This is a genomic window from Phyllobacterium sp. NPDC097923, assembly GCF_044760925.1.
Classification (GTDB): domain Bacteria; phylum Pseudomonadota; class Alphaproteobacteria; order Rhizobiales; family Rhizobiaceae; genus Phyllobacterium; species Phyllobacterium calauticae.
In genome coordinates, this window is sequence record NZ_JBIWBL010000001.1 from 908,438 (window position 1) to 927,770 (window position 19,333).

Here is a 19,333-nt window from a genome sequence, read left to right on the forward strand (position 1 = left end):
CCCGTATCGCACGGGAGAAACAGCCAGGCGCAAGGAAATGCCCGATATGAATGCAAACGTGGACACCAGCGACGCGACGCGCCCCGTTCAGGGGCAGCTCGAGGCCTACAATGCGCGCGATATCGATGCATTCATGCGGTTCTGGGCCGACGACTGCCAATACTACGCATTTCCCGATCAGCTGCTGGCCAATGGGGCGGCGGAAATCCGCGCGCGACATATCGTGCGCTTCCAGGAGCCCGATCTGCAGGGCAAGCTGCTCAAGCGCATGGCGGTCGGAACGATGGTCATTGACCAGGAAACGGTCACGCGCACCTTTCCCGAGGGGCCGGGCGAGGTGGATGTCCTTGCCATCTATGAAATCAACAATGGCAAGATCGCCAAGGCGTGGTTCAAAATGGGCGAGCCGAGGCTGTTTGTCTGATCAGTCCCGGCTGCTTCAACGCCTCACAGGTGGATTGCTTGCTACCCAGGATTGTGGCAAGCAGTGGCATGCAGGGGCCTCGACAGGCCGAACACCCGAAGGCACAACGAAAACCGCCATTTGCCGGGTTATCGCTTCGGCAAACGGCTGAAATCGTCAAAACTGCCCGGTTACGCGCAACCGGCCGGGCAGCGGCTGTCAGCGGCGGATGGCTCGCCCGACACCGACCAGAATGCAGGCACCGATGAATCCGGCGATGAGATAGCCGATCCAGCCGGTCAGAACGATGCCGAACACCGATAGAATGGCATTGGCAAGAACCGCGCCGACGATACCCAGAATGATATTCATGACGATGCCGGTGTCGCTCTTCATGAACATCTCGGCCAGCCAGCCGGCCAGACCGCCGATAATGATGGCTGCAATCCAGCCCACGCCTGCAGTTCCCATATCAATACCCTCCGTTGTGAACATTCACGATCATTCAAACGGCGGATCGCGCCGTTTGTTCCGCGCTGCAAAATCTATTTCCACTGTTTGCCCGGCCGCCAGTCGTCCTCGTCGTCCCGTTCCCGCAGCCAGCGCCTGATCTCGCGGCAGCTGCGCGGGCGGCCATCGCTGATCCGGCCGTCGGTGCAGGGGTCGTAGCGCTCCCGCCGTTCCCGGTAGCGGTCACGGCGCTCGAGCATGCGCAGGAGTTCACGGCAGCTGCGCGGCTTGCCGTCGCTGTAGCGGCCATCGGTGCATGGGTCCGTGTCGTACTGGACGAAAAGGGCCGGCGGCTCGGCCGCCATGGCGGGAGCAAGGCTCATCATGAGAGTGGCCGAGAGCAGTGCATGGCAGAAACGTCGCATGGTGGTTCTCCGGAACCGATGCGATGGGAGTGGCGGGAAGCATCGGTCCGCAACAGCAATCGGCGTGCACCATTGCCATAGCATTGCAAAATTGCGGGCCGAGGTAACTTATTTGCCCGGTTTGCGGCGCACGTGCGTGGCACGCCGCTGCCCCGAAGATGCGGTCAGGGCACCAGATAGTGCTGACCCCATTCGTTCCTGGGGATTTTTTCGCCGATCCGGTATTTGAAAGCGACGATTTCCATATTGTCGTCATTCGTCGCGCATTTGAATGCCAGATGATACCATTCGCCCCGGCTGCGAAAGGCCGCGCCGCGCGATTTGATCGCGTGCTGGTCGACTTTCGGGTCGGCAAAGGCGTAGGCCAGCACCTTGTCGGGATTATAGCCGTTCTGGTCCTTGCGGATGCGCTCCATCGCCTCCACATCGCAGCGCTGTTCGAGCCGGGTCTGCGGATCGAGTTTCTCGAGGCCGGTTTCCATTCTGGTATCCATGGCAGCTGCGGATTGCAGGGACACGGCAAGAACGGCGAACAGCAGCGTTGGCTTTTTCATGGATGGGATCAGCCTTCTCTATCTGCCGGTGGGCCGTGCCCTTGGCAGCGATGTTGAGGAATCAGGCGCTGGCCTGCTTGTCGAATCGCGGGGAGAGGAAATTTGCCCAAAGCGGCAGCAATGTCAAAAACTTATGCCCGCCGCGCGGTTACGATCCATGTGCCCGTGCCGATGAAGACGCCGTCCGGTGTCGCATAGGCGGCAAGTTCGCGCCGGATGGCCTCCCAGGCGGCCTCTGCCCCATCGGGAAACTGCCTGATGTGCTCGCCGACAAAGCCGATCTTGAGGATGCTCAGCACTTCGTCGATATCGCCGCCGCCGGTCGTCAGATCAAGCGGCGCGACACCGATGTCCGAAAAACCGGCCGCTGTCAGGACAGAGTGAATACGCTCGGGCCTTGCCAGCGAAAATGCGCCCGGCCCCTGGCCCGGCAGATCGGGGGCGGGAAGGTGCCGGCTTGCAACCCGGATCGGCATTTCGAACCATTCCACCTCACGCCGGTCGCGCCAGCAGGCGAAGGCAAGCCGCCCGCCCGGTTTCAGCGCCTTGGCCAGATTGGCAAAAGCTGCCACGGGATCGTCAAAGAACATCACGCCGAAGCGCGAGAACAAGCCGTCGAACCGGGCCGGGCCGAAGTCATGGGTTTGCGCATTGGCCTCGATGAAACGCACATTGCCGAGACGTTCGGCGGCCGCCTCCGCGCCGCCCGTGGCCAGCATCGACGGGGAGAGGTCGGCGCCCGTGACGCTGCCATCCGGCCCCACGGCACGGGCCAGCGCCAGCGATGTGCGGCCGCAGCCGCAGCCCACATCGAGGAAGGCCTCGCCCTGCCGCGGCGCGAGCGCCTTGATCGCCGCATCGCCGATCGGGCCAAGCATCCGTTCCAGTGCATCCTGCAGGACGATCCAGTTGTGCGACCGGCTGTCGTCCCAAACACCCGGTGTCCCTGTCTCCGGTTGGCTCGCATGGGGATCTGACATGGGAATCCTTGCTGTTGGCGGGCGCGTCACTGCTCCGCGATCATTCTTCCGCGCCGAGATCGAGATCGGCAAGTTCCTTTTCGCCGGCGCTGCGGGCTTCCTGCTCGGTCCTGTAGGGACCGATCTGCGGGCCGGCGTCACCATCGATCACCAGAACATAATACCAGCTTGTATCATTCTTCTGGCTGACGGCGACATGGCAGGTCTGTTCGTTGCTCATGGGGATTCTCCGGCCTTCGGCGCACGATCTTTCGCACGCCATTGGCGCAGTCGAAGCCGGGGAGTGTCTGGTTGCATGGCACAATTATGGGAGTGAAGTCATGAGCCGTCAAGGCGAGGGGCGGAACCCGCAGGTTTCGGGTGGCGCGGCGCGGGCGCGAAAGCCATTGATGGCCGCGCTGGTGTGGCTGTCATGCCGGCTTTGTTGAGATCCAAGAGGCGATGATATGCATAGTTTGAATGGAAAAACCGCCATTGTCACCGGTGCCAGCTCCGGCATCGGCTACGAAACGGCCAAGCTGTTGGCGCGGGAAGGCGCCCGTGTTGTCGTTGCCGCACGGCGCGGGAATGAACTGGACAAACTGGTGGCGGAGATTGCCGGCGAGGGCGGTGAAGCCGCGGCGCTCGCGGGCAGCGTCGGCGATGCCGCCTATGCGAGGGCGCTGGTGGAGCTGGCCGAAGAAAAATTCGGTGGATTGGACATCGCCTTCAACAATGCCGCAACCAATGGCGAAATGGGCCCGACGCCGGATGTTTCGCTTGGCGGCTGGCAGGAGACCATCGACATCAATCTGACATCGGCTTTCCTGGCGGCAAAATATCAATTGCCCGCCATGCAGAGGCGGGGCGGCGGATCGCTGATCTTCACATCGACCTTTGTCGGGTATACCGCCGGCATGCCCGGCACGGCCGCCTATGCGGCCAGCAAGGCGGGGCTTATCGGGTTGATGCAGACGCTGGCGGTGGAATTCGGGCCGCAGGGTATTCGCGTCAATGCACTGCTGCCGGGCGGTACCGATACAACTATGGCTGAAGCCTGGATCGACACGCCGGAAAAGCGTGCCTTTGTCGAAGGGATGCATGCGCTCAAGCGGCTGGCAAAACCAGCGGAAATAGCCCGTTCCGTGCTCTATCTTGCCTCGGATGCCTCCAGCTTCACCACGGGCACGGCCATGCTGGTCGATGGCGGCGTATCGATCAACCGGACATAGTGCCGGGCGTCGTTTGAGGTGACGGCGCGCACCAGGCCCACGGACATTTCTGGGTACATTTACCTATTCCATTGACACCCTGTTCCGTTCAATAAATGTAAGCATGCTGATGGTGAGTATGCGATCTGTCGAACTGGTCCCCCAAAGACGAAAGTGCCCAGGCCGCATATGGAACGACTGTTGGCAGAGGCTCGGTGCTCTCCATGGTAGTGACATGCAATGGCCGGTGTCGAGCCTCACAATCTCTCTGTTTTGTCTTCCATCATCTGGCCACTGCCGTTTCGGGCAGTGGCCGGCAGGCACGTTTTCTCCAGCCGCCGCACCGCATTTACAGGTCGTTAAGCATGCAGGCTTATTCTTGAGGCCTTGGAGGGCGTATATTCCATGTTGGATGTGAAGGCTGATCCGATGATAAGCGACAATGACAACGACAGCATCTGGACTGATTTCGTCTGCCGCACCTGTGCTCTGGCAATCTTCATGGTTGGCGTTGCGATACCGGTTGCGTTCAAGCTGTTTATCTGACCCGACCGGTTTCATTGCCGATTTGTAATTTGACCCGCGCCGCGCCGGGGATCACCATGGCGGCGCTGGTTTGTCGTGGGGCCAGCATGGGGCTCGACGGCTGCCAGTCCTTCGAAATTAGCTGTTGTCGAGCCTCCTCCCATCTCTTGGGTCTATGGAGGCAGTATTGCCTGCAGTGGCGCTGTTAACGTTACTCACAATAGAGCTATTCTAAAAATAACCGGAAAAGCGCATAACCAGCATCTCTCATACAATGTCATGAGACAATGTGAGGATAGTATGGTTGTGCGTGCCAGGATTACTTACGTCGATCCGCAAAACCACAGGAACAAGATATGTGTCCGGGCGCAGGGGTGCAGTGAAATGGCCCACGCCCATTTTCAGGCTGCCATGCGGCGATTGCGCCGGCGCATGCGGATGAAGATGCTTGTGGTCAACAGGTAGCCACCTCATCGAGTGCCGCCCGCAGGCGCGCCGTGGCAGGTTCCGCTTCACCGGATGTCAGCGCCGAAAAACCCAGGAGCAGACCCTGGCGCGGCATGGCTGAGATATGCATCGGCGAAACCGGCATCACCTTGACCCCTCGAGCGGCACAGGCCGCCGCAACTGCCCGATCTGCCTGCCACGTTCCGGTGCTGCGGCCGACAAGATGAATGCCCTGGTGCGGGACCGCGACCGTCAAATGATCGGCAACCTGTTCCTGCAGCAGTGCAACCAGCAGGTCGCGCGATTTGCGGTAGCTCTCCCGCAGCCGCCGCAGATGGCTGGAAAAATAGCCCTCCGCCAGGAAATCCGCCAGAACGCTCTGCTGGAAGGGTGGCGGGAAGCGGTCCAAAAACGGGCGTATGGCTGCAAACGCCGGCACGAGATCATGCGGCACAACGGCGTAGCCGACACGGAAACTCGGAAGAAGCGCCTTGCTGAACGTGCCGAGGTAGATGACACGTTCGTTTTCATCCAGCCCCTGGAGCGAAGCCAGCGGCCTGCCATCATAACGGAACTCGCTGTCGTAATCGTCCTCGATGATCCAGCTGTGATTGTCGCGCGCCCAATTGAGCAGTGCGAGGCGGCGCGGCAGCGACATGGCTGCGCCTGCCGGATATTGATGCGACGGCGTCACATAGATTGCACGCACCTGGCCGGATAGCGGAGGCAGCAGCGCCGTCTGCAAGCCATTGTCATCGACTTCAACGCCGACAAGCTCGGCGCCGTGCAGCGCGAATGCGTGGCGGGCACCGGGATAGCAGGGGTCTTCCATCAAAATCCGGTCACCCGGCGTGACCAGGGTCCGGGCCACCAGATCGATGGCCTGTTGTGTGCCTGAGGTGATGAATATCTGGCTGGCGTCGCAGCGGACGCTGCGCGAAGCGGTGAGGTAGGCCACGATGGCTTCACGCAGATCTTCCTGGCCCTGCACATGGCGGTAATGGTCGCGGCTGAAGTTCAGGTGACGGGCCGAAAGCCTGCGCAGCAGCGCGCTCGTCCGTTCGTCGTGCACCACGCGGCCGGTGACGAACGGCACCTGCGTGCTGGTATCGAAGCTGCCTGCACTGGCGAGGGCGCGGCGGGCGGCTGCGGAAACGGTGCGCTCCGCCGGTTTCTCCGTCTGGGGTGTCTTCGGCGTCTGCTGCCGGGCGGGAATGCTGGCCGCAACGAATGTGCCCGCACCGTGCACGCCGCGCGCATACCCCTCGGTGATGAGGATGTCATAGGCCTCCGCAACCACGCCGCGTGAAAGCCCCCATTCCATGCCGGCAAGGCGCGTCGATGGCAGGCGCGATGCGGGACGGATCTGGCCGGTCAGAATTGCCTTGCGCAGCGACAGGTAGAGTTGACGCGCCACGGGCGAGGCCGCGTCCCTGTCAATGAACGGCTGGAACGAATGCACGGGACTTTCACGCCGGCGCGTTTTGCGGGGAACGGGCATTTCCTCTCCCAAGTGGTCCACGCGGGCGGCGTGAAGTGGACCTGTATTTTATACAGGATTGCAGCTTTTATGAAGCCACTTATTCCTCCTCGTGCGAGTCAAGACCATGCGCTTCACCACTGCGATTTTTCTGTTCCTCGGCACCCTGCTGACCTCTGCCGGTTATGGCGCCACCTTCCTGCTCAACGATTATTTCCACACGCTTGGCGGCAATGAAGTCGATACGGGTCTGGCGCTGGCAGCGGCCATGGCCGGTACTTTCGTCGGCGTACCGCTTGTCGGCTGGTTTTCCGGCCGGGCCGGTGCGGCAAATCTGGCCGCCTGCGGCGCCTTGAGCGTCGCGGCGGGTTTTGTTCTCCTTGCGATGCTGACCTCCATCACGCCGCTGATCGCCGTTGGCGGGTTTCTCATCGGCCTGGGCTGGGGCACCTTTTATCTTGCGGCGCCCATGGCGGTCATTGAAAGAACAGATGATGCGGATCGTGCATTCTGGTTCACCCGGTTTGGTGCGTTCCAGATGGCCGGCATCGGCGGCAGTCCGATTCTGGCGGATTTTGCCATTCGCACGCTGCATTTTGCGACGGTCACCACATTCCTGATTGTCGGCGGCATTGCCCTTGCTGCCGCAGTCCTGCTCGCGGCCTTCCAGCGGGTGGCGGTGGCATTGCACCCGGCCAGCGGTTCACGCCGGTGGCTGCGCGATTTTCCTGCCATCAGCCGCACGGCGGCAATCTATCCCATTGTCATGGTTGCCCTTGGCGCCTGCGTCTTCTCCGGCATCCTGACATTCCAGACCGCGCTGGTCGCCGATACCGCAGCACGGGCAAGCACGTTCTTTGCCATTTATGCGGTTACGGTTGTCCTTTCACGCTGGCTGCTCGCACCGCTGGTCAACCGGGCACCCAAGGAAATCAGTGCGCAAGTCCTCCTGTTCATCATGGTTCTTGGCATCATTGCCATGTTCGCCGTTCCGGCGAGTGCCATGTTTCACGTGCTGGCCGCGTTGCTGCTCGGGATCGGCTACGGGCTTGTCTACTCGATCATTCAGACGCAGGCGGTCAACGACTCGCCCGCCGAACACCGCCCTGCCGCGCTCACTTGGTTTGTCCTGTCCTATTTTGTCGGGGTGTTCGGCTTTCCGTCGGTCGGCGGCTGGATGCTGGTCCATGCGGGCAAGAACGGGCTTTTGCTGTTGATCTTGGCATGCGGCATGGCAGAGCTGGCGCTGGCCATGTGGACGGGCAGGATTGTCTACCGGTTCAACCAGGCTTCCATGCCCAGCGCTGCGGCGCGGCCGGTGGCAAAGCAGGCGGTCAGGAGGTAGCCGCCGGTCGGTGCCTCCCAGTCCAGCATCTCCCCGGCGGCGAAAACGCCCGGCAGCGCCTTGAGCATGTATCCGTCATCGATGGCGTCCAGACGAATGCCGCCCGCCGAGGAAATGGCTTCGGCGATGGGGCGCGGGCGCAAGACCGCCAGCGGCGTGGCCTTGATCTGCCGCGCCAGCTTTTCCGGATCGGCAAGAGCCGCGGGAGGCGCGAATGTGCGCAGCAGGGCGATTTTCACGCCGTCGATGCCGGCGCCCTTGCGCAGGCGATTGGCGAAACTGGCCTTGCTGTCCTGCCGTGCCAGGTCCCTTGCCAGCCTTTCCACGCTCCGGCCCGGCGCAAGGTCGAGCATAAGGGCGGCCCTGCCTTCGCTTTGAAGCCGGTCGCGCAGACTGGCCGCATGGGTATAGACAAGGCTGCCTTCGATCCCGTTCCGGGTGATGACGAACTCGCCGGGAAATGTACCCGCGCCTGACGTCGCCGTGACGGATTTTACCGGCTGGCCGGCAAACCGCTCCTTGAACCCATCGTCCCAAGCGACGTCAAAACCGCAATTGGCCGGACGAAACGCGGTGATCTCAACACCTTTCCCGCTCAGCCAGGCCGTCCATCCGCCATCGGAACCGAGGCGGGGCCAGCTTGCACCGCCGAGTGCCAGCAGAGCGGCATCGCAATCGATGATCTTGGGGCCTTCGGGCGTGTCGAAGGCGAAACCGTTCTCGGCAAAGCCCGTCCAGCGATGCCGGGTCAGAATACGGACGCCGCGTGCCTCGAGCCGCCGCAGCCAGGCCCGCAGCAGCGGCGAGGCTTTCATCGCCGTCGGGAAAACCCGGCCGGATGATCCTGTGAATGTTTCCGTGCCAAGATCTGCCGCCCAGCGCTGCACATCGGCCGGTGTGAACCCGTCCAGTGCCGGGCGCAACCGTGCCGATGCGGCGCCGTAACGGGTGATGAAGCGGTCATAATCTTCCGAATGGGTGATGTTGAGGCCGGATTTTCCCGCCAGCAGGAATTTGCGGCTGACGGTCGGCATGGCGTCGTAGACGGTCACGGCGTGCCCGGTGCCGGACAGCATTTCCGCCGCCATGAGCCCGGCGGGGCCGCCGCCGATAATCGCTATTTTCTTACCCTGCATATGTCTGTCCGACGCCCGAAACCCTGCGCTCACTCATGGCGCGGACGCGCCGCAAGTGCAAGGCCATCGGGCCGGAGAACCGGGCTCTGTCGCGCCATTGTAATAAAACAGTTGCAAGACACGTTAACACTTTCACGCATATGGGCTTTACGGCTTCTATAAAAAATCGCTACAAGGGTGCGTCGTGCGCTATGCGCGACACTCGATACATCTGCCCTACGGAGGTTCATTATGGCCACAGGCACAGTTAAATGGTTTAATTCTACAAAGGGCTTCGGCTTCATTCAGCCTGAAGATGGCGGTGCAGATGTATTCGTACACATCTCTGCAGTTGAACGCGCAGGTCTGCGTGATCTCAACGACGGCCAGAAAATCAATTACGAACTGGTGCGCGACAAGAAGTCGGGCAAAATGTCAGCGGATCAGCTGAGCGCCGCTTAAAGCGTCGCCAGCGGGACCGCCGTCATGGCGGTCCGCGATGACAGACCGGAATGAAACAGGTCGGACGAAAGTCCGGCCTGTTTTCGTTTACATGGCTGGAAAAGCGCTGCCAAACCAAGAAAAACAACCGCACTCTGGCGCTTTTGGCCATGTTGAGGCATCCTGTCAGGCGAGACTATGATCGTAGCAGGGGAGGACGCGAATGCGCTGCTTTACGGTACTTGGGCCCTCGCAGACCGGAAAATCCACGCTCGTGGAAAAACTCGGCGCGCTGGAGGGCGCGCCAAAGAAGTCGGTCTCGCCCTATGGGCTTAATCTGACGGAATTCACCTTCGGAAACGAGGCATGGTGCGCGCTGGACACGCCGGGCGGCAATGAAGCCCTGGCCCACGCGCAGGATGCTTTGATTGCCAGCGATGCCTGTATCCTTTGCGTCTCGCCCGTGCCGGAAGAGGCGGTGCTCGCCGCCCCGTACCTCAGGGTTATTGAAGCGTCGGGAACACCCTGCATCGTCTTTGTCAACCGCATCGACGAGCCAAGGGGGCGGATACGCGATGTCATTGCCTCGCTGCAGGGCTATTGCAGCCATTCCCTTGTCCTGCGGCAGATTCCGATCCGCGAAGGCGACAAGATTGTCGGCACCTGTGACCTGATCTCGGAACGGGCCTGGCGTTATCGCGAAGGCCAGACATCCGCCCTGATCGCCATACCGGAAAGCGAGCTTGAACGGGAACACGAGGCGCGCGCCGAGCTGCTCGAACATCTCTCTGAATTCGACGACTGGCTGCTGGAAGAGCTGATCGAAGACCGCGAGCCGCCCAGTGACGCCGTTTTTGCCATCTCGTCGCGCGTGGTGCGGGAGAACAAGATCATTCCGGTCCTGCTTGGCGCGGCCAGCCACAGCAACGGCATGCTGCGCCTGATGAAAGCCCTGCGCCATGAAGCGCCGCCGGTCGATGCACTGCGCAAGCGCCTTGCCGCGGCCAACAGCACGCCGGAAAACGCACTGGCAGCTGTCAGTTTTCATGCCTATCACCGCCAGAACATCGGCAAGATCGTGCTGGTGCGTGCGCTGAAGGAAGGCCTCAAGCAGGGCGCGCTTCTGGGTGGCGGGCGTCTTGGCCCTGTGCAGGACCCTGGAACCGGGCGCCCCACGGCGTCGGGAACCGCAGCGCCGGGCGATGTGTTCAGCACCGTCAAGTCGGATCATCTGCCGGTGCCGTCCCTGCTGACAGTGGATGCGGCCATCGCGGCGCCGGAATGGACGACACCGCCCACACCCATGCTGGAGCGCATTCTCGTTCCCGAAAGCGAGCGAGATGAAACAAAGCTTTCCGAAACTTTGGCGAAACTGGTGGAAACCGACCGCGGGCTCAAGGTGGCGCAGGAAGAGGGCACCGGTGCACAGCTCGTCAGCGTGCAGGGGCCGGTGCATCTGCGCGACCTGTGCAAAACCCTGGCGGAGGTCTTCCACGTCAATGTCACCGACCGCATGCCAAGTCCGGTCTATCGGGAGACGATCTCCAAACCCGCCGATGTTCACTACCGCCACCGCAAGCAGACCGGCGGTGCCGGCCAGTTTGCCGACGTGAAACTGAGCGTGCATCCCAACGGGCGCGGCGAAGGTTTTTCCTTTGGCGAAACGGTGAAGGGCGGGGCGGTGCCGCGCAATTACATCCCCGCGGTGGAAGCGGGCTCGCGCGAAGCGATGGAGCGGGGCCCCTTGGGTCTTCCCGTCATCGATGTCGGCGTGATGCTGACTGATGGCCAGCACCATTCGGTCGACAGTTCGGAATTTGCCTTCCGCGCGGCGGCAAAAATGGGTGTCCGGCAGGCGTTGTCGGAAGCCTCGGCCGTGCTCATGCAGCCGGTCTTCCGCATCGAAATTCACATACCATCGGTCTACTCAGGCAATCTCGTGCCCATTGTATCCGCCTTCAAGGGACAGGTTCTGGGTTTTGACCGGGATGACAACACCAAGGGCTGGGACGTTTTCCGCGCGATGATCCCCGGCAGTTCACTGGATGAACTGGGGCGGGCCTTGCGCTCCGCCACGCAGGGCATCGGCAGCTTTTCCAAGGCCTTCGATCATTTCGAGGAGCTTTACGGCAAGGAGGCCGACGCCATCGTCACGGCGCAGGCCGCGCACGCCCATTGAACGGGCACCATTGAAAAGGCTCCGGGCCGCCTCGGCGGGACGGCCCGGTATCGTATCAGTCTTGATGGCCGCTGACGGAAGCGAAGAACGCTTCCGGGCTTTCCACCTCGACAAGGCGCCGTTTCTCGATCAGCCAGAACCGGTTGCCGACCGCCCGGACAAAGCTGCGGTCATGCGAGACCAGCAGGCAGCTGGCCTCATGCGCCATCAGTTCGGACTCCAGCGCTTCCTGCCCGTCAATATCCAGATGGTTGGTCGGTTCATCCAGCAGAAAGAAGTTCGGATTGGCCAGCCGCAGCACCAGCATGCCCAGCCGCGCCTTCTGCCCGCCCGACAGCACGCTGTTGGGCTTGTTCTGGATATCGATGCCAAGTCCGGCCCCGGCCAGAAGGGTGCGCGTGCGCTGGTCACCGATATCGAACCGCCGGCTGATCGTGTCGAACGGCGTATCGCGGTCCGGCAGGTCGGCCAGCGCCTGGTCGCCATAGCCAAGCACCAGCGAGGGCGTGGCCTTGACTGTTTCAGGCGAGCCCAGCGGATCGGTGATGGCGCGCCGGATCATGCCGACGAGGCGTGACTTGCCGGTGCCGTTGGCACCCAGAAGCACGATCCGGTCGCCCTGGCATATCCATTTCCTGCCGGTTTTGAACAGCAGCGTACCATCCGGCGTCTCAACGGAAGCATCGTCAAGCGTCACCAGCACCTTGGCGTGCGTGCCGCTGTTCGCAAGTCTTATCGCCCCGGCTGACCGTTCCTGATGGGCGGGCCGCGCGGCATCCTCCAGCTTTTCCGCCCGCTGCTTCAGCTGTTTCGTCTTCACGACCAGCAGGTCGCTGCCGGAATTGATGCCGATATTGTTGAGCTTGGCCGCCTGCTGGCGCAGCTGCTGCGCCACCTTCATATCGCGCTCGTAGCGCCGCGCTTCCGCCGCGTCGATCTCGTCCAGCGCCACCCGGGCCCGCGTGTAGGGCAGGGCGAAGGCATGCGAATTCTCCGGCCGCAGGAACAGGGTCCTGTTGGTGGTCGCATCGAGAAAGGCCCGGTCGTGGCTGCAGATCACCACCGGCACATCGCGGGGAAGAGTGTTCAGCCAGTCTTCCAGCTGCGCGATCTTGGCAAGGTCGAGATGGTTGGTCGGCTCGTCCAGCAGCAACACATCGGGGTCGGTCACCCAGACGCGGGCAATCAGCGCAAGCCGCTGCCAGCCGCCGCTGAGCTGGCTGACTGTACGCTCGCGCAATTCATCCGGCACGTCGAGCGAGGCGAGCACGACATCGACGCGCCAGCTTTCGGTCTCCTGCTGTTCGGCGGACAAGGCCTGCAGGACCATGTCGTAGAAGGTGGTGCTAAGAAGAGCGTCCGGTACGGCCTGCTCGACATAACCGATACGCAGGCCGCGCGTGCGGGTGATGTCGCCTGTGGTGGAATCGAGTGTTCCCGCGAGGCAGCGCAGCAGGGTGGACTTGCCGCGGCCATTGGCGGCAACGATACCGAGACGGTCGCCCGCGCCGACGACAAAACTCAGGTTGGTGAAAAGCGGGGCTCCAAGGGTGACGCCGAGGTTTCTTACGTTGATGAGTGCCATTTTATTCTCTGGTCTGCCGGGCCATGTGCTGCGACGCAGTTCTCTTCTGCTGTCGTCGGGTGCACGAAACGGTGAGGTAACCGTGTTGGCTCGGTGGGTTGTGAAGAGACGCAAGGCCGCTCAAAAAGCGAGCAGACGCTGCGTGACCACGAAGGGCAGACCTGGAATGGGTATGGAAAGCTGTTTCCGGTCAGCCCTGCAAACGTATCTGCAGGGCGTTGACGGGGCCACGCTGGCGATGATGCCGGAAGAACGTATTCATGCGCAGCCCTCCTTTCCTGAATTGAGCTGTGTGCTCAATAACACCAGCCGTAATAAATGTCTATTGCCTTGGCATAAAACATTAGAGCCAGACCTTAGCGCGTGGCCATGCGTGAGAACGACGACATGCGTTCCACCACGACGAGACGCGAGACTTCGCCGCGCTGGAACGCTTTGAGGAAGCGGCGATAATCCTTGAAAACCACGCATCCGTTCGAATCGCCGCGCGGTCCCAGCATGTAGGTGTGGGCGAGCAGACCGTTGCGGCCGAAGGCATTGCGGCCGTCGACCGGTGTCAGGCGGATCGCCGCGACGCCGTGGAAAAGCTGTTCGCGCATGGTCAGATTATAGGTATGCGGCGGTGTCGGCCCGCGGTTCGACTCGCGCGTATAGCGGGGATTGTCCAGCATGTGTCCCATGCCCGAATGCGCTTCAAGCCGTTCGCCATTGGGCAGGTAAACCGTGCGCGCCGAGATGTCATAGACGGCGACACCGTTGCGCGACCCGCCGAATAGCGACCCGAACAGGCTTTTCGATCTGGGCATGGCTTCGATGGCTGCATCATCCGGCCGGATGGAAGCCATCTTCACGTCAGGCCGCTGTTTTGCCGGAGCGGTGGGGGCTGCAGGAGCGGTCCCGGCAGCCAGTTTCGGCCGCTTCGAAGGGAGGGGAACGTCAACCGTGTCCTGCGTATCATCGGAAGAGGCCGCGTCGTCCGGTGCCACGCTGGCGGTCTTTCTGTCCGGCGCTTCTTCCGGCACGGGCACGGCCACTTCAAGGTCCGGCGCGAGCGGCCCCATCATCGGGTTGCTCTCGGTTGCAGAGGGTGCGTAGCTGGCGAGGATCGGTATTTCCGGTTCGTGGCGGCGCTTGTCCACGAGATCAGGCTGGGCGTTGAACGGATTGTCCGATGCCGTGGCCAGGGCCGCGCCTGCGGCGGCGATCTCCAGTTTTTCCCGGTCGGGGGCGTTGGCGGGCAGCGGTATGGAACCAACCGGCCTGCTGTCGAGCGCCGGCGCGGACCTGCCATTTGCTGCCAGCGCCAGGGCGCTGTTCACCATTGCGGCGCGGATTGCGTTCTGCACCTCGGCGTCGACCGGTCCGGATGGCGTGTTGAGAAGCGCGGTGACGTCGGATTCGGACAATGGCGATGTCTCAAGCATCACCAGCGCGGATGCGGGCTCGGCGAAGGCATCGTCATGGCTGACCACGACGCGGTCGGCTGTATTGGCGTTTTTGGCGTCCATCGGTGCGCCGTGGGGTATACGATGCCGCAATTCGGGATTGAGCGCCGCCAATGCGGCACTGCTTGGCCTGCGGACCTTCTGATTGTTCGGGTCGACAAGCGCGATGCTGTCAAGCGCATGGGAGCCATGGTGCAGCACCGCCGGGCTTGCACCCAAGGAAGCCACCATTTTCTGCGTCGTGCTCACGGTTGCCAGAACCCACACGGTGGCGGCTATGCCGACGCCGATGGCCAGCGCGCTGACAAGCGCACCGCGCGGTTTGCCCACGCGAAAGGCCGAAGGGTTAAAGGAACCAGCCTGCCTGAATGTATCGGTCGCGAACGCCATCGTACTCTTTTTCCAAACGCTTACTCAAACCTGCGACTGCCCCAAAGGGGTCCGCCACGGCCAATACCAACCATCAGGCACGGAACACGCGTGTCTGGCGTCAATTGCCGACTGCCTGGGAGCATGAAGAATCTTGGTTACTAATTTCTTTATGTATCGGGGTCTTGTTGATCACGAATTGCCACAGTGCCGAAAAGAACATTGTTGATAATGCGCGTTTGGAACCATATCCGCGCGCTGCCCGCATCGATCGCGTCTTGCGCAAATGATGGCGGAGCCTATTAATGAAACCCTCGGGTTTCATCTTTCCTCAAAAGTTAATTTCGAGAGGACATATCCATGGAAAACGGTTCAAAAAAGGCCATATTATGGCTACTTGCGATTCCCTACATCGGACTTCTCTGGGTTCCCTTCTATAATTCCCGCGAACCGGAGCTGCTCGGCTTCCCCTTTTTCTACTGGTATCAGCTGGCTTTTGTGCCGTTGACGGCTTTCGTGACGTGGATCGTCTACCGGAGTGTGCGCTATGACGACTAATCTTGATCCGGTTGCCGTTTCGGTTTTTGTCTTCTTTTTCGCCCTTGTCACGGTGCTCGGATTCATTGCTTCCCGCTGGCGGGCGCCCAAGACCATGGCGCATATCGATGAATGGGGCTTGGGCGGCCGCAATTTCGGCACATGGATCACCTGGTTTCTCGTCGGCGGCGATTTCTACACCGCCTATACGGTGATCGCGGTTCCGGCGCTGGTCTATGCGGTCGGCGCCTATGGCTTCTTTGCGCTGCCCTACACGATCATCGTCTATCCCTTTGTCTTCATGGTCATGCCGCTCCTGTGGAAACGGGCCAAGGACAATGGCTACGTGACTGCCGGCGACGTGGTGTTCGGACAGTATGGCTCGCGCGGGCTGGAACTGGCGGTGGCGCTCACCGGCGTCATCGCGACCATGCCCTATATCGCGCTGCAGCTGGTCGGCATGGCTGCCGTGCTGCAGGCTCTGGGCTTGACCGGCGAGCTGCCGCTGGCGGTCGCCTTCGTCATCCTGGCGCTTTACACCTATTCGGCGGGCCTGCGCGCGCCCGCGCTGATCGCCTTCGTCAAGGACATCATGATCTATATCGCTGTCATCGCCGCGGTGGCACTGATCCCGTCGAAACTCGGCGGCTATGCCAATGTATTCGCCTCGGCGGATGCCGCCTTCAAGGCCAAGGGCTCAGGCAATCTGCTGCTCGGTGGCAACCAGTATGTGGCCTATGCGACGCTGGCGCTCGGGTCGGCGCTGGCGGCCTTCATGTATCCGCATACGCTGACCGGCATCTTTGCGTCGAACAGCGGCAACACCATCCGCAAGAATGCGGTGATGCTGCCGGCCTACACGCTGCTCCTCGGCCTGCTTGCCCTGCTGGGCTATATGGGCCACGCCGCCCATCTCAACGTCTCCAGCCCGAACCAGGTGGTTCCGGCGCTGTTCCAGACCCTGTTCCCCAGCTGGTTCGCCGGTTTTGCCTTCGCCGCCATTGCCATCGGTGCGCTGGTTCCCGCCGCGGTCATGAGCATCGGCGCCTCCAACCTCTTCACCCGCAATTTCTGGAAGGCCTATGTCAATCCTCAGGTGACGGATGCGGGGGAGGCGAAGGTCGCCAAGGTGACATCGCTGATCATCAAGATCGGTGCGCTGCTGGTCATCGCCTTCCTGCCGACGCAGTTTGCATTGGACCTGCAGCTGCTCGGCGGCATCTGGATCCTGCAGACACTGCCGGCGCTGGTGTTCGGGCTCTACTCGAACTGGTTCCGTGCACCGGGCCTGCTGGCCGGATGGCTCGTCGGCTTCTGCGGCGGCACCTATCTGGTGTGGATCAACGGCCTGAAACCGCTGCAGGCCATCAGCCTCGGCGGCGCCCCGTTCACGGTCTATATCGGGCTGCTGGCGCTCGCTGCCAATGTTGTCGTGGCGGTACTGGTCAATCTCGTCACGGTCCCGGCGAGAAAGCCTGCGTGAGGTAAAGAGCAGAATATGCGGTGCGTGGTTCGACAAGCTCACCATGAGGGAAGTTTGTGGGCTGCAATCAAATCACCTCCCTCATGGTGAGCTTGTCGAACCACGAGGGAATTGCCAAACGAAAACGCGCGCCAGGAGGCGCGCGTTTGACATGCTGGTTGTGAATGGCCGCGGCGTGCGTCTCAGACGAACTGGCTGAGGCCCGGGATCGAATTGACGACTTCGTCAACCACGTCGCTGCCGGCCTTTTCACGGGCAAAGGCAATGGTTTCCTTGGAAATGCCGGAGATTTCGCTCATGCCGAGGCCAGCGCCCATCAGCTTAGAGCCGAGGCCCATGACGCCGGGCATCAGGCCGGACAGGAAGCCGCCGCCGGAATTGGCTTCGGCAATGGCCGCGTCCGCGCCGGGGATGCTGCTGATCAGGTCGGTTGCCTTGGCCGGGCCTTCCTTCTGCAGGAAAGCAAGGATGAGGCCAACGGCCTTCTTTGCGGTTTCCGGATCGGTGCCGACATTGGCGGTAATGCGCGCGATAAGTTCGTCCATGAGCCTAATCTCCCGTGTGTCATGAATTACGTTTACGTAATATGCGGATATCATCCGCCTTGCAAGCCACTGCGTCAATCTGGATCAGCCAGCATGACATTCTTCAGGCGGCGCCGCTTCCGTTGTGGCACGGGAAGATGACACAAAAACGTCAGCAATTTCAGCGCGGCCTTGCAATCTTATGCATGAGTCCCGGCTGCAAGGCATTGTCCCCCGGGCATCCGGCCTTTATATCGGATGGCAGAAACACCACAGTGAAGAGGATCACCCCCATGGCCGCTGACGACAGTATCTTCCTTGGTGCGAGCCGCAAACCGGATGACAGCTACCAGCAGGCCGAAGCGCTGCTGCTGAAATACGGCAACCGCCACGGCCTGATCACCGGCGCGACAGGGACGGGCAAGACCGTCTCGCTGCAGGTTCTGGCGGAAGGTTTTTCGCGTGCGGGCGTTCCGGTCTTCTGTGCCGACATCAAGGGCGATCTGTCGGGCATCGGCGCGAAGGGCGAGGAAAAGGATTTTCTCGTCAAGCGGGCGGCGGAGGTCAGGCTCGATCCCTATGCGCTCGAGGCGTCGCCGGTTATCTTCTGGGATATTTTCGGCGAACAGGGCCATCCGATCCGCGCCACCATTTCCGAAATGGGGCCGCTGCTGCTCTCGCGACTGATGAACCTCACCGAAGCGCAGGAAGGCGTGATGAACATCGCCTTCAAGATCGCCGACGAAGAGGGGCTGCTGCTGCTCGACATGAAGGACCTGCAGGCTCTGCTGGTCAATATCGCCGAGCGTGCCGAGGAAATTTCCGCGCGTTACGGCAATGTCACCAAACCTTCCGTCGGCGCCATCCAGCGTTCCCTCCTGGTGCTTGAGCAGCAGGGCGGCACGAAATTCTTTGGCGAACCGGCCCTGCGCATCGCCGATATCATGCGCACCAGCACCAATGGCCGCGGCGTGGTCAGTGTGCTGGCCGCCGACAAGCTGATGATGAATCCGCGGCTTTATTCCACCTTCCTGCTCTGGCTCCTGTCGGAGCTGTTCGAGGAACTGCCTGAAATCGGCGATCCGGAAAAGCCGCGCCTCGTCTTCTTCTTCGATGAAGCGCATCTTCTGTTCAATGAGGCCCCGAAAGCCCTGCTCAACCGGGTGGAGCAGGTGGTGCGCCTCATCCGCTCCAAAGGGGTCGGGGTCTACTTCATTTCGCAGAATCCGCTGGATGTGCCGGAAACCGTTTTGGCCCAGCTCGGCAACCGCGTGCAGCATGCGCTGCGCGCCTATACGCCGCGCGAGCAGAATGCGGTGAAGACGGCGGCCGATACCTTCCGCCCCAATCCGGATTTCAACACCTTCGCTGCAATCACCAACCTGTCCACCGGCGAAGCGTTGGTGTCGACCCTGGCGGAAAAAGGCGTGCCGTCCATCGTGCAGCGCACGCTGATCCGCCCGCCCGCGGGACGCATCGGCCCGTTGACCGTTGACGAGCGGCAGAAGCTGATCAATGCCAGCCCGGTTGCCGGCCAGTATGACCAGATGATCGATCGCGAATCCGCCTATGAGGTCCTGCAGAAAAAGGCGGCGCAGGGACAGGCGGACGCTGCAGCCACGAAGGAACAGGAAGCCGACAGCACCAGCGGCTGGCGCCTGCCGGATATTCTGGGCGGCGGCAGCAGCACGCCGGGTCCGCGCGGCGGCCAGCCCCGTGCCCGCCAGACGGTGGCGGAAGCGGCGATGAAATCGGTGGTCCGTTCGGTGGGCAGCTCGCTTGGCCGCGCGCTGGTGCGCGGCATCCTGGGAAGCCTGAGCAAGCGCTAGGGCTACGACAGCGGACAAGGCGGGCGC

Annotated in this window: 19 protein-coding genes; 9 read left to right on the plus strand and 10 right to left on the minus strand. The window is 61.8% G+C overall.

Features of this window, described 5'->3' with window-relative positions:
• Positions 1-46 precede the first annotated feature (46 nt).
• Positions 47-424: a nuclear transport factor 2 family protein gene (locus ACIQWS_RS04530; protein WP_223611433.1), complete on the plus strand. Its 378-nt coding sequence runs from the start codon at positions 47-49 to the stop codon at positions 422-424.
• Between the two features lie 198 nt (positions 425-622).
• Here ACIQWS_RS04530 and ACIQWS_RS04535 read toward each other — a convergent pair whose 3' ends face one another.
• The 5 genes from ACIQWS_RS04535 to ACIQWS_RS04555 form a co-directional block, all read right to left on the minus strand.
• Complete coding sequence (locus ACIQWS_RS04535; RefSeq protein WP_223611432.1) at positions 623-874, minus strand: GlsB/YeaQ/YmgE family stress response membrane protein; 252 nt, start codon at positions 872-874, stop codon at positions 623-625.
• Positions 875-948: 74 nt separating this feature from the next.
• Positions 949-1,278 (minus strand): hypothetical protein, encoded by a 330-nt coding sequence (locus tag ACIQWS_RS04540; RefSeq protein WP_346305641.1) that lies wholly within the window; start codon positions 1,276-1,278, stop codon positions 949-951.
• A gap of 164 nt (positions 1,279-1,442) precedes the next feature.
• Entirely contained in the window at positions 1,443-1,832 is a 390-nt protein-coding gene (locus ACIQWS_RS04545) for a DUF930 domain-containing protein (RefSeq protein WP_403170750.1), read from the minus strand.
• Between the two features lie 131 nt (positions 1,833-1,963).
• Positions 1,964-2,812 carry a class I SAM-dependent methyltransferase gene (locus ACIQWS_RS04550; RefSeq protein WP_403170754.1) on the minus strand — a complete coding sequence of 283 codons (849 nt, stop codon included), beginning with the start codon at positions 2,810-2,812 and terminating at the stop codon, positions 1,964-1,966.
• Between the two features lie 40 nt (positions 2,813-2,852).
• Positions 2,853-3,032: a hypothetical protein gene (locus tag ACIQWS_RS04555; RefSeq protein ID WP_223611428.1), complete on the minus strand. Its 180-nt coding sequence runs from the start codon at positions 3,030-3,032 to the stop codon at positions 2,853-2,855.
• A 226-nt stretch (positions 3,033-3,258) separates the two neighbouring features.
• On the opposite strand from ACIQWS_RS04555, the gene ACIQWS_RS04560 reads away from it, so the two are divergent.
• On the plus strand, positions 3,259-4,023 hold the full coding sequence (locus ACIQWS_RS04560; protein WP_403170760.1) for an SDR family oxidoreductase: 765 nt from the start codon (positions 3,259-3,261) through the stop codon (positions 4,021-4,023).
• 384 nt (positions 4,024-4,407) lie between these two features.
• Positions 4,408-4,548 (plus strand): hypothetical protein, encoded by a 141-nt coding sequence (locus ACIQWS_RS04565; protein WP_223611426.1) that lies wholly within the window; start codon positions 4,408-4,410, stop codon positions 4,546-4,548.
• Between the two features lie 433 nt (positions 4,549-4,981).
• Here the strand turns inward: ACIQWS_RS04565 and ACIQWS_RS04570 are convergent, their stop codons facing one another.
• Complete coding sequence (locus ACIQWS_RS04570; protein WP_403170765.1) at positions 4,982-6,475, minus strand: PLP-dependent aminotransferase family protein; 1,494 nt, start codon at positions 6,473-6,475, stop codon at positions 4,982-4,984.
• A 106-nt stretch (positions 6,476-6,581) separates the two neighbouring features.
• On the opposite strand from ACIQWS_RS04570, the gene ACIQWS_RS04575 reads away from it, so the two are divergent.
• Positions 6,582-7,799 (plus strand): MFS transporter, encoded by a 1,218-nt coding sequence (locus ACIQWS_RS04575; RefSeq protein ID WP_403170769.1) that lies wholly within the window; start codon positions 6,582-6,584, stop codon positions 7,797-7,799.
• On the opposite strand, the gene ACIQWS_RS04580 is transcribed toward ACIQWS_RS04575, so the two are convergent.
• The gene (locus ACIQWS_RS04580; RefSeq protein ID WP_403170771.1) at positions 7,727-8,935 is read right to left on the minus strand and encodes a TIGR03862 family flavoprotein; all 1,209 of its coding nucleotides are present in this window, start codon (positions 8,933-8,935) and stop codon (positions 7,727-7,729) included. The genes ACIQWS_RS04575 and ACIQWS_RS04580 overlap by 73 nt on opposite strands.
• A gap of 231 nt (positions 8,936-9,166) precedes the next feature.
• On the opposite strand from ACIQWS_RS04580, the gene ACIQWS_RS04585 reads away from it, so the two are divergent.
• Together ACIQWS_RS04585 and ACIQWS_RS04590 are read left to right on the plus strand one after the other, a co-directional pair.
• Positions 9,167-9,376 carry a cold-shock protein gene (locus ACIQWS_RS04585; RefSeq protein WP_162700345.1) on the plus strand — a complete coding sequence of 70 codons (210 nt, stop codon included), beginning with the start codon at positions 9,167-9,169 and terminating at the stop codon, positions 9,374-9,376.
• Positions 9,377-9,578: 202 nt separating this feature from the next.
• On the plus strand, positions 9,579-11,534 hold the full coding sequence (locus tag ACIQWS_RS04590; RefSeq protein WP_403170782.1) for an elongation factor G: 1,956 nt from the start codon (positions 9,579-9,581) through the stop codon (positions 11,532-11,534).
• Positions 11,535-11,589: 55 nt separating this feature from the next.
• Here ACIQWS_RS04590 and ACIQWS_RS04595 read toward each other — a convergent pair whose 3' ends face one another.
• Positions 11,590-13,119, minus strand: a complete 1,530-nt coding sequence (locus tag ACIQWS_RS04595) for an ABC-F family ATP-binding cassette domain-containing protein (protein WP_403170786.1) — start codon at positions 13,117-13,119, stop codon at positions 11,590-11,592.
• A 356-nt stretch (positions 13,120-13,475) separates the two neighbouring features.
• The gene (locus tag ACIQWS_RS04600; RefSeq protein WP_403170790.1) at positions 13,476-14,954 is read right to left on the minus strand and encodes a DUF2778 domain-containing protein; all 1,479 of its coding nucleotides are present in this window, start codon (positions 14,952-14,954) and stop codon (positions 13,476-13,478) included.
• 339 nt (positions 14,955-15,293) lie between these two features.
• On the opposite strand from ACIQWS_RS04600, the gene ACIQWS_RS04605 reads away from it, so the two are divergent.
• The gene (locus ACIQWS_RS04605; protein ID WP_223611419.1) at positions 15,294-15,491 is read left to right on the plus strand and encodes a DUF3311 domain-containing protein; all 198 of its coding nucleotides are present in this window, start codon (positions 15,294-15,296) and stop codon (positions 15,489-15,491) included.
• Positions 15,481-16,953: a monocarboxylate uptake permease MctP gene (gene mctP / locus ACIQWS_RS04610; RefSeq protein WP_223611418.1), complete on the plus strand. Its 1,473-nt coding sequence runs from the start codon at positions 15,481-15,483 to the stop codon at positions 16,951-16,953. The genes ACIQWS_RS04605 and mctP overlap by 11 nt, the downstream gene beginning before the upstream one ends.
• A 182-nt stretch (positions 16,954-17,135) precedes the next feature.
• Here the strand turns inward: mctP and ACIQWS_RS04615 are convergent, their stop codons facing one another.
• The gene (locus ACIQWS_RS04615; RefSeq protein WP_403170800.1) at positions 17,136-17,498 is read right to left on the minus strand and encodes a DUF2267 domain-containing protein; all 363 of its coding nucleotides are present in this window, start codon (positions 17,496-17,498) and stop codon (positions 17,136-17,138) included.
• Positions 17,499-17,770: 272 nt separating this feature from the next.
• On the opposite strand from ACIQWS_RS04615, the gene ACIQWS_RS04620 reads away from it, so the two are divergent.
• Positions 17,771-19,306 carry a helicase HerA-like C-terminal domain-containing protein gene (locus ACIQWS_RS04620; protein WP_403170805.1) on the plus strand — a complete coding sequence of 512 codons (1,536 nt, stop codon included), beginning with the start codon at positions 17,771-17,773 and terminating at the stop codon, positions 19,304-19,306.
• The last annotated feature ends 27 nt before the right edge of the window (positions 19,307-19,333 follow it).

What these genes read in the sequence shown, in the direction of transcription:
- ACIQWS_RS04530 (WP_223611433.1), top strand. Translation starts at nt 47, where the DNA reads ATGAATGCAAACGTGGACACCAGCGACGCGACGCGCCCCGTTCAGGGG.
- ACIQWS_RS04535 (WP_223611432.1), bottom strand. Translation starts at nt 874, where the DNA reads ATGGGAACTGCAGGCGTGGGCTGGATTGCAGCCATCATTATCGGCGGT.
- ACIQWS_RS04540 (WP_346305641.1), bottom strand. Translation starts at nt 1,278, where the DNA reads ATGCGACGTTTCTGCCATGCACTGCTCTCGGCCACTCTCATGATGAGC.
- ACIQWS_RS04545 (WP_403170750.1), bottom strand. Translation starts at nt 1,832, where the DNA reads ATGAAAAAGCCAACGCTGCTGTTCGCCGTTCTTGCCGTGTCCCTGCAA.
- ACIQWS_RS04550 (WP_403170754.1), bottom strand. Translation starts at nt 2,812, where the DNA reads ATGTCAGATCCCCATGCGAGCCAACCGGAGACAGGGACACCGGGTGTT.
- ACIQWS_RS04555 (WP_223611428.1), bottom strand. Translation starts at nt 3,032, where the DNA reads ATGAGCAACGAACAGACCTGCCATGTCGCCGTCAGCCAGAAGAATGAT.
- ACIQWS_RS04560 (WP_403170760.1), top strand. Translation starts at nt 3,259, where the DNA reads ATGCATAGTTTGAATGGAAAAACCGCCATTGTCACCGGTGCCAGCTCC.
- ACIQWS_RS04565 (WP_223611426.1), top strand. Translation starts at nt 4,408, where the DNA reads ATGTTGGATGTGAAGGCTGATCCGATGATAAGCGACAATGACAACGAC.
- ACIQWS_RS04570 (WP_403170765.1), bottom strand. Translation starts at nt 6,475, where the DNA reads ATGCCCGTTCCCCGCAAAACGCGCCGGCGTGAAAGTCCCGTGCATTCG.
- ACIQWS_RS04575 (WP_403170769.1), top strand. Translation starts at nt 6,582, where the DNA reads ATGCGCTTCACCACTGCGATTTTTCTGTTCCTCGGCACCCTGCTGACC.
- ACIQWS_RS04580 (WP_403170771.1), bottom strand. Translation starts at nt 8,935, where the DNA reads ATGCAGGGTAAGAAAATAGCGATTATCGGCGGCGGCCCCGCCGGGCTC.
- ACIQWS_RS04585 (WP_162700345.1), top strand. Translation starts at nt 9,167, where the DNA reads ATGGCCACAGGCACAGTTAAATGGTTTAATTCTACAAAGGGCTTCGGC.
- ACIQWS_RS04590 (WP_403170782.1), top strand. Translation starts at nt 9,579, where the DNA reads ATGCGCTGCTTTACGGTACTTGGGCCCTCGCAGACCGGAAAATCCACG.
- ACIQWS_RS04595 (WP_403170786.1), bottom strand. Translation starts at nt 13,119, where the DNA reads ATGGCACTCATCAACGTAAGAAACCTCGGCGTCACCCTTGGAGCCCCG.
- ACIQWS_RS04600 (WP_403170790.1), bottom strand. Translation starts at nt 14,954, where the DNA reads ATGGCGTTCGCGACCGATACATTCAGGCAGGCTGGTTCCTTTAACCCT.
- ACIQWS_RS04605 (WP_223611419.1), top strand. Translation starts at nt 15,294, where the DNA reads ATGGAAAACGGTTCAAAAAAGGCCATATTATGGCTACTTGCGATTCCC.
- mctP (WP_223611418.1), top strand. Translation starts at nt 15,481, where the DNA reads ATGACGACTAATCTTGATCCGGTTGCCGTTTCGGTTTTTGTCTTCTTT.
- ACIQWS_RS04615 (WP_403170800.1), bottom strand. Translation starts at nt 17,498, where the DNA reads ATGGACGAACTTATCGCGCGCATTACCGCCAATGTCGGCACCGATCCG.
- ACIQWS_RS04620 (WP_403170805.1), top strand. Translation starts at nt 17,771, where the DNA reads ATGGCCGCTGACGACAGTATCTTCCTTGGTGCGAGCCGCAAACCGGAT.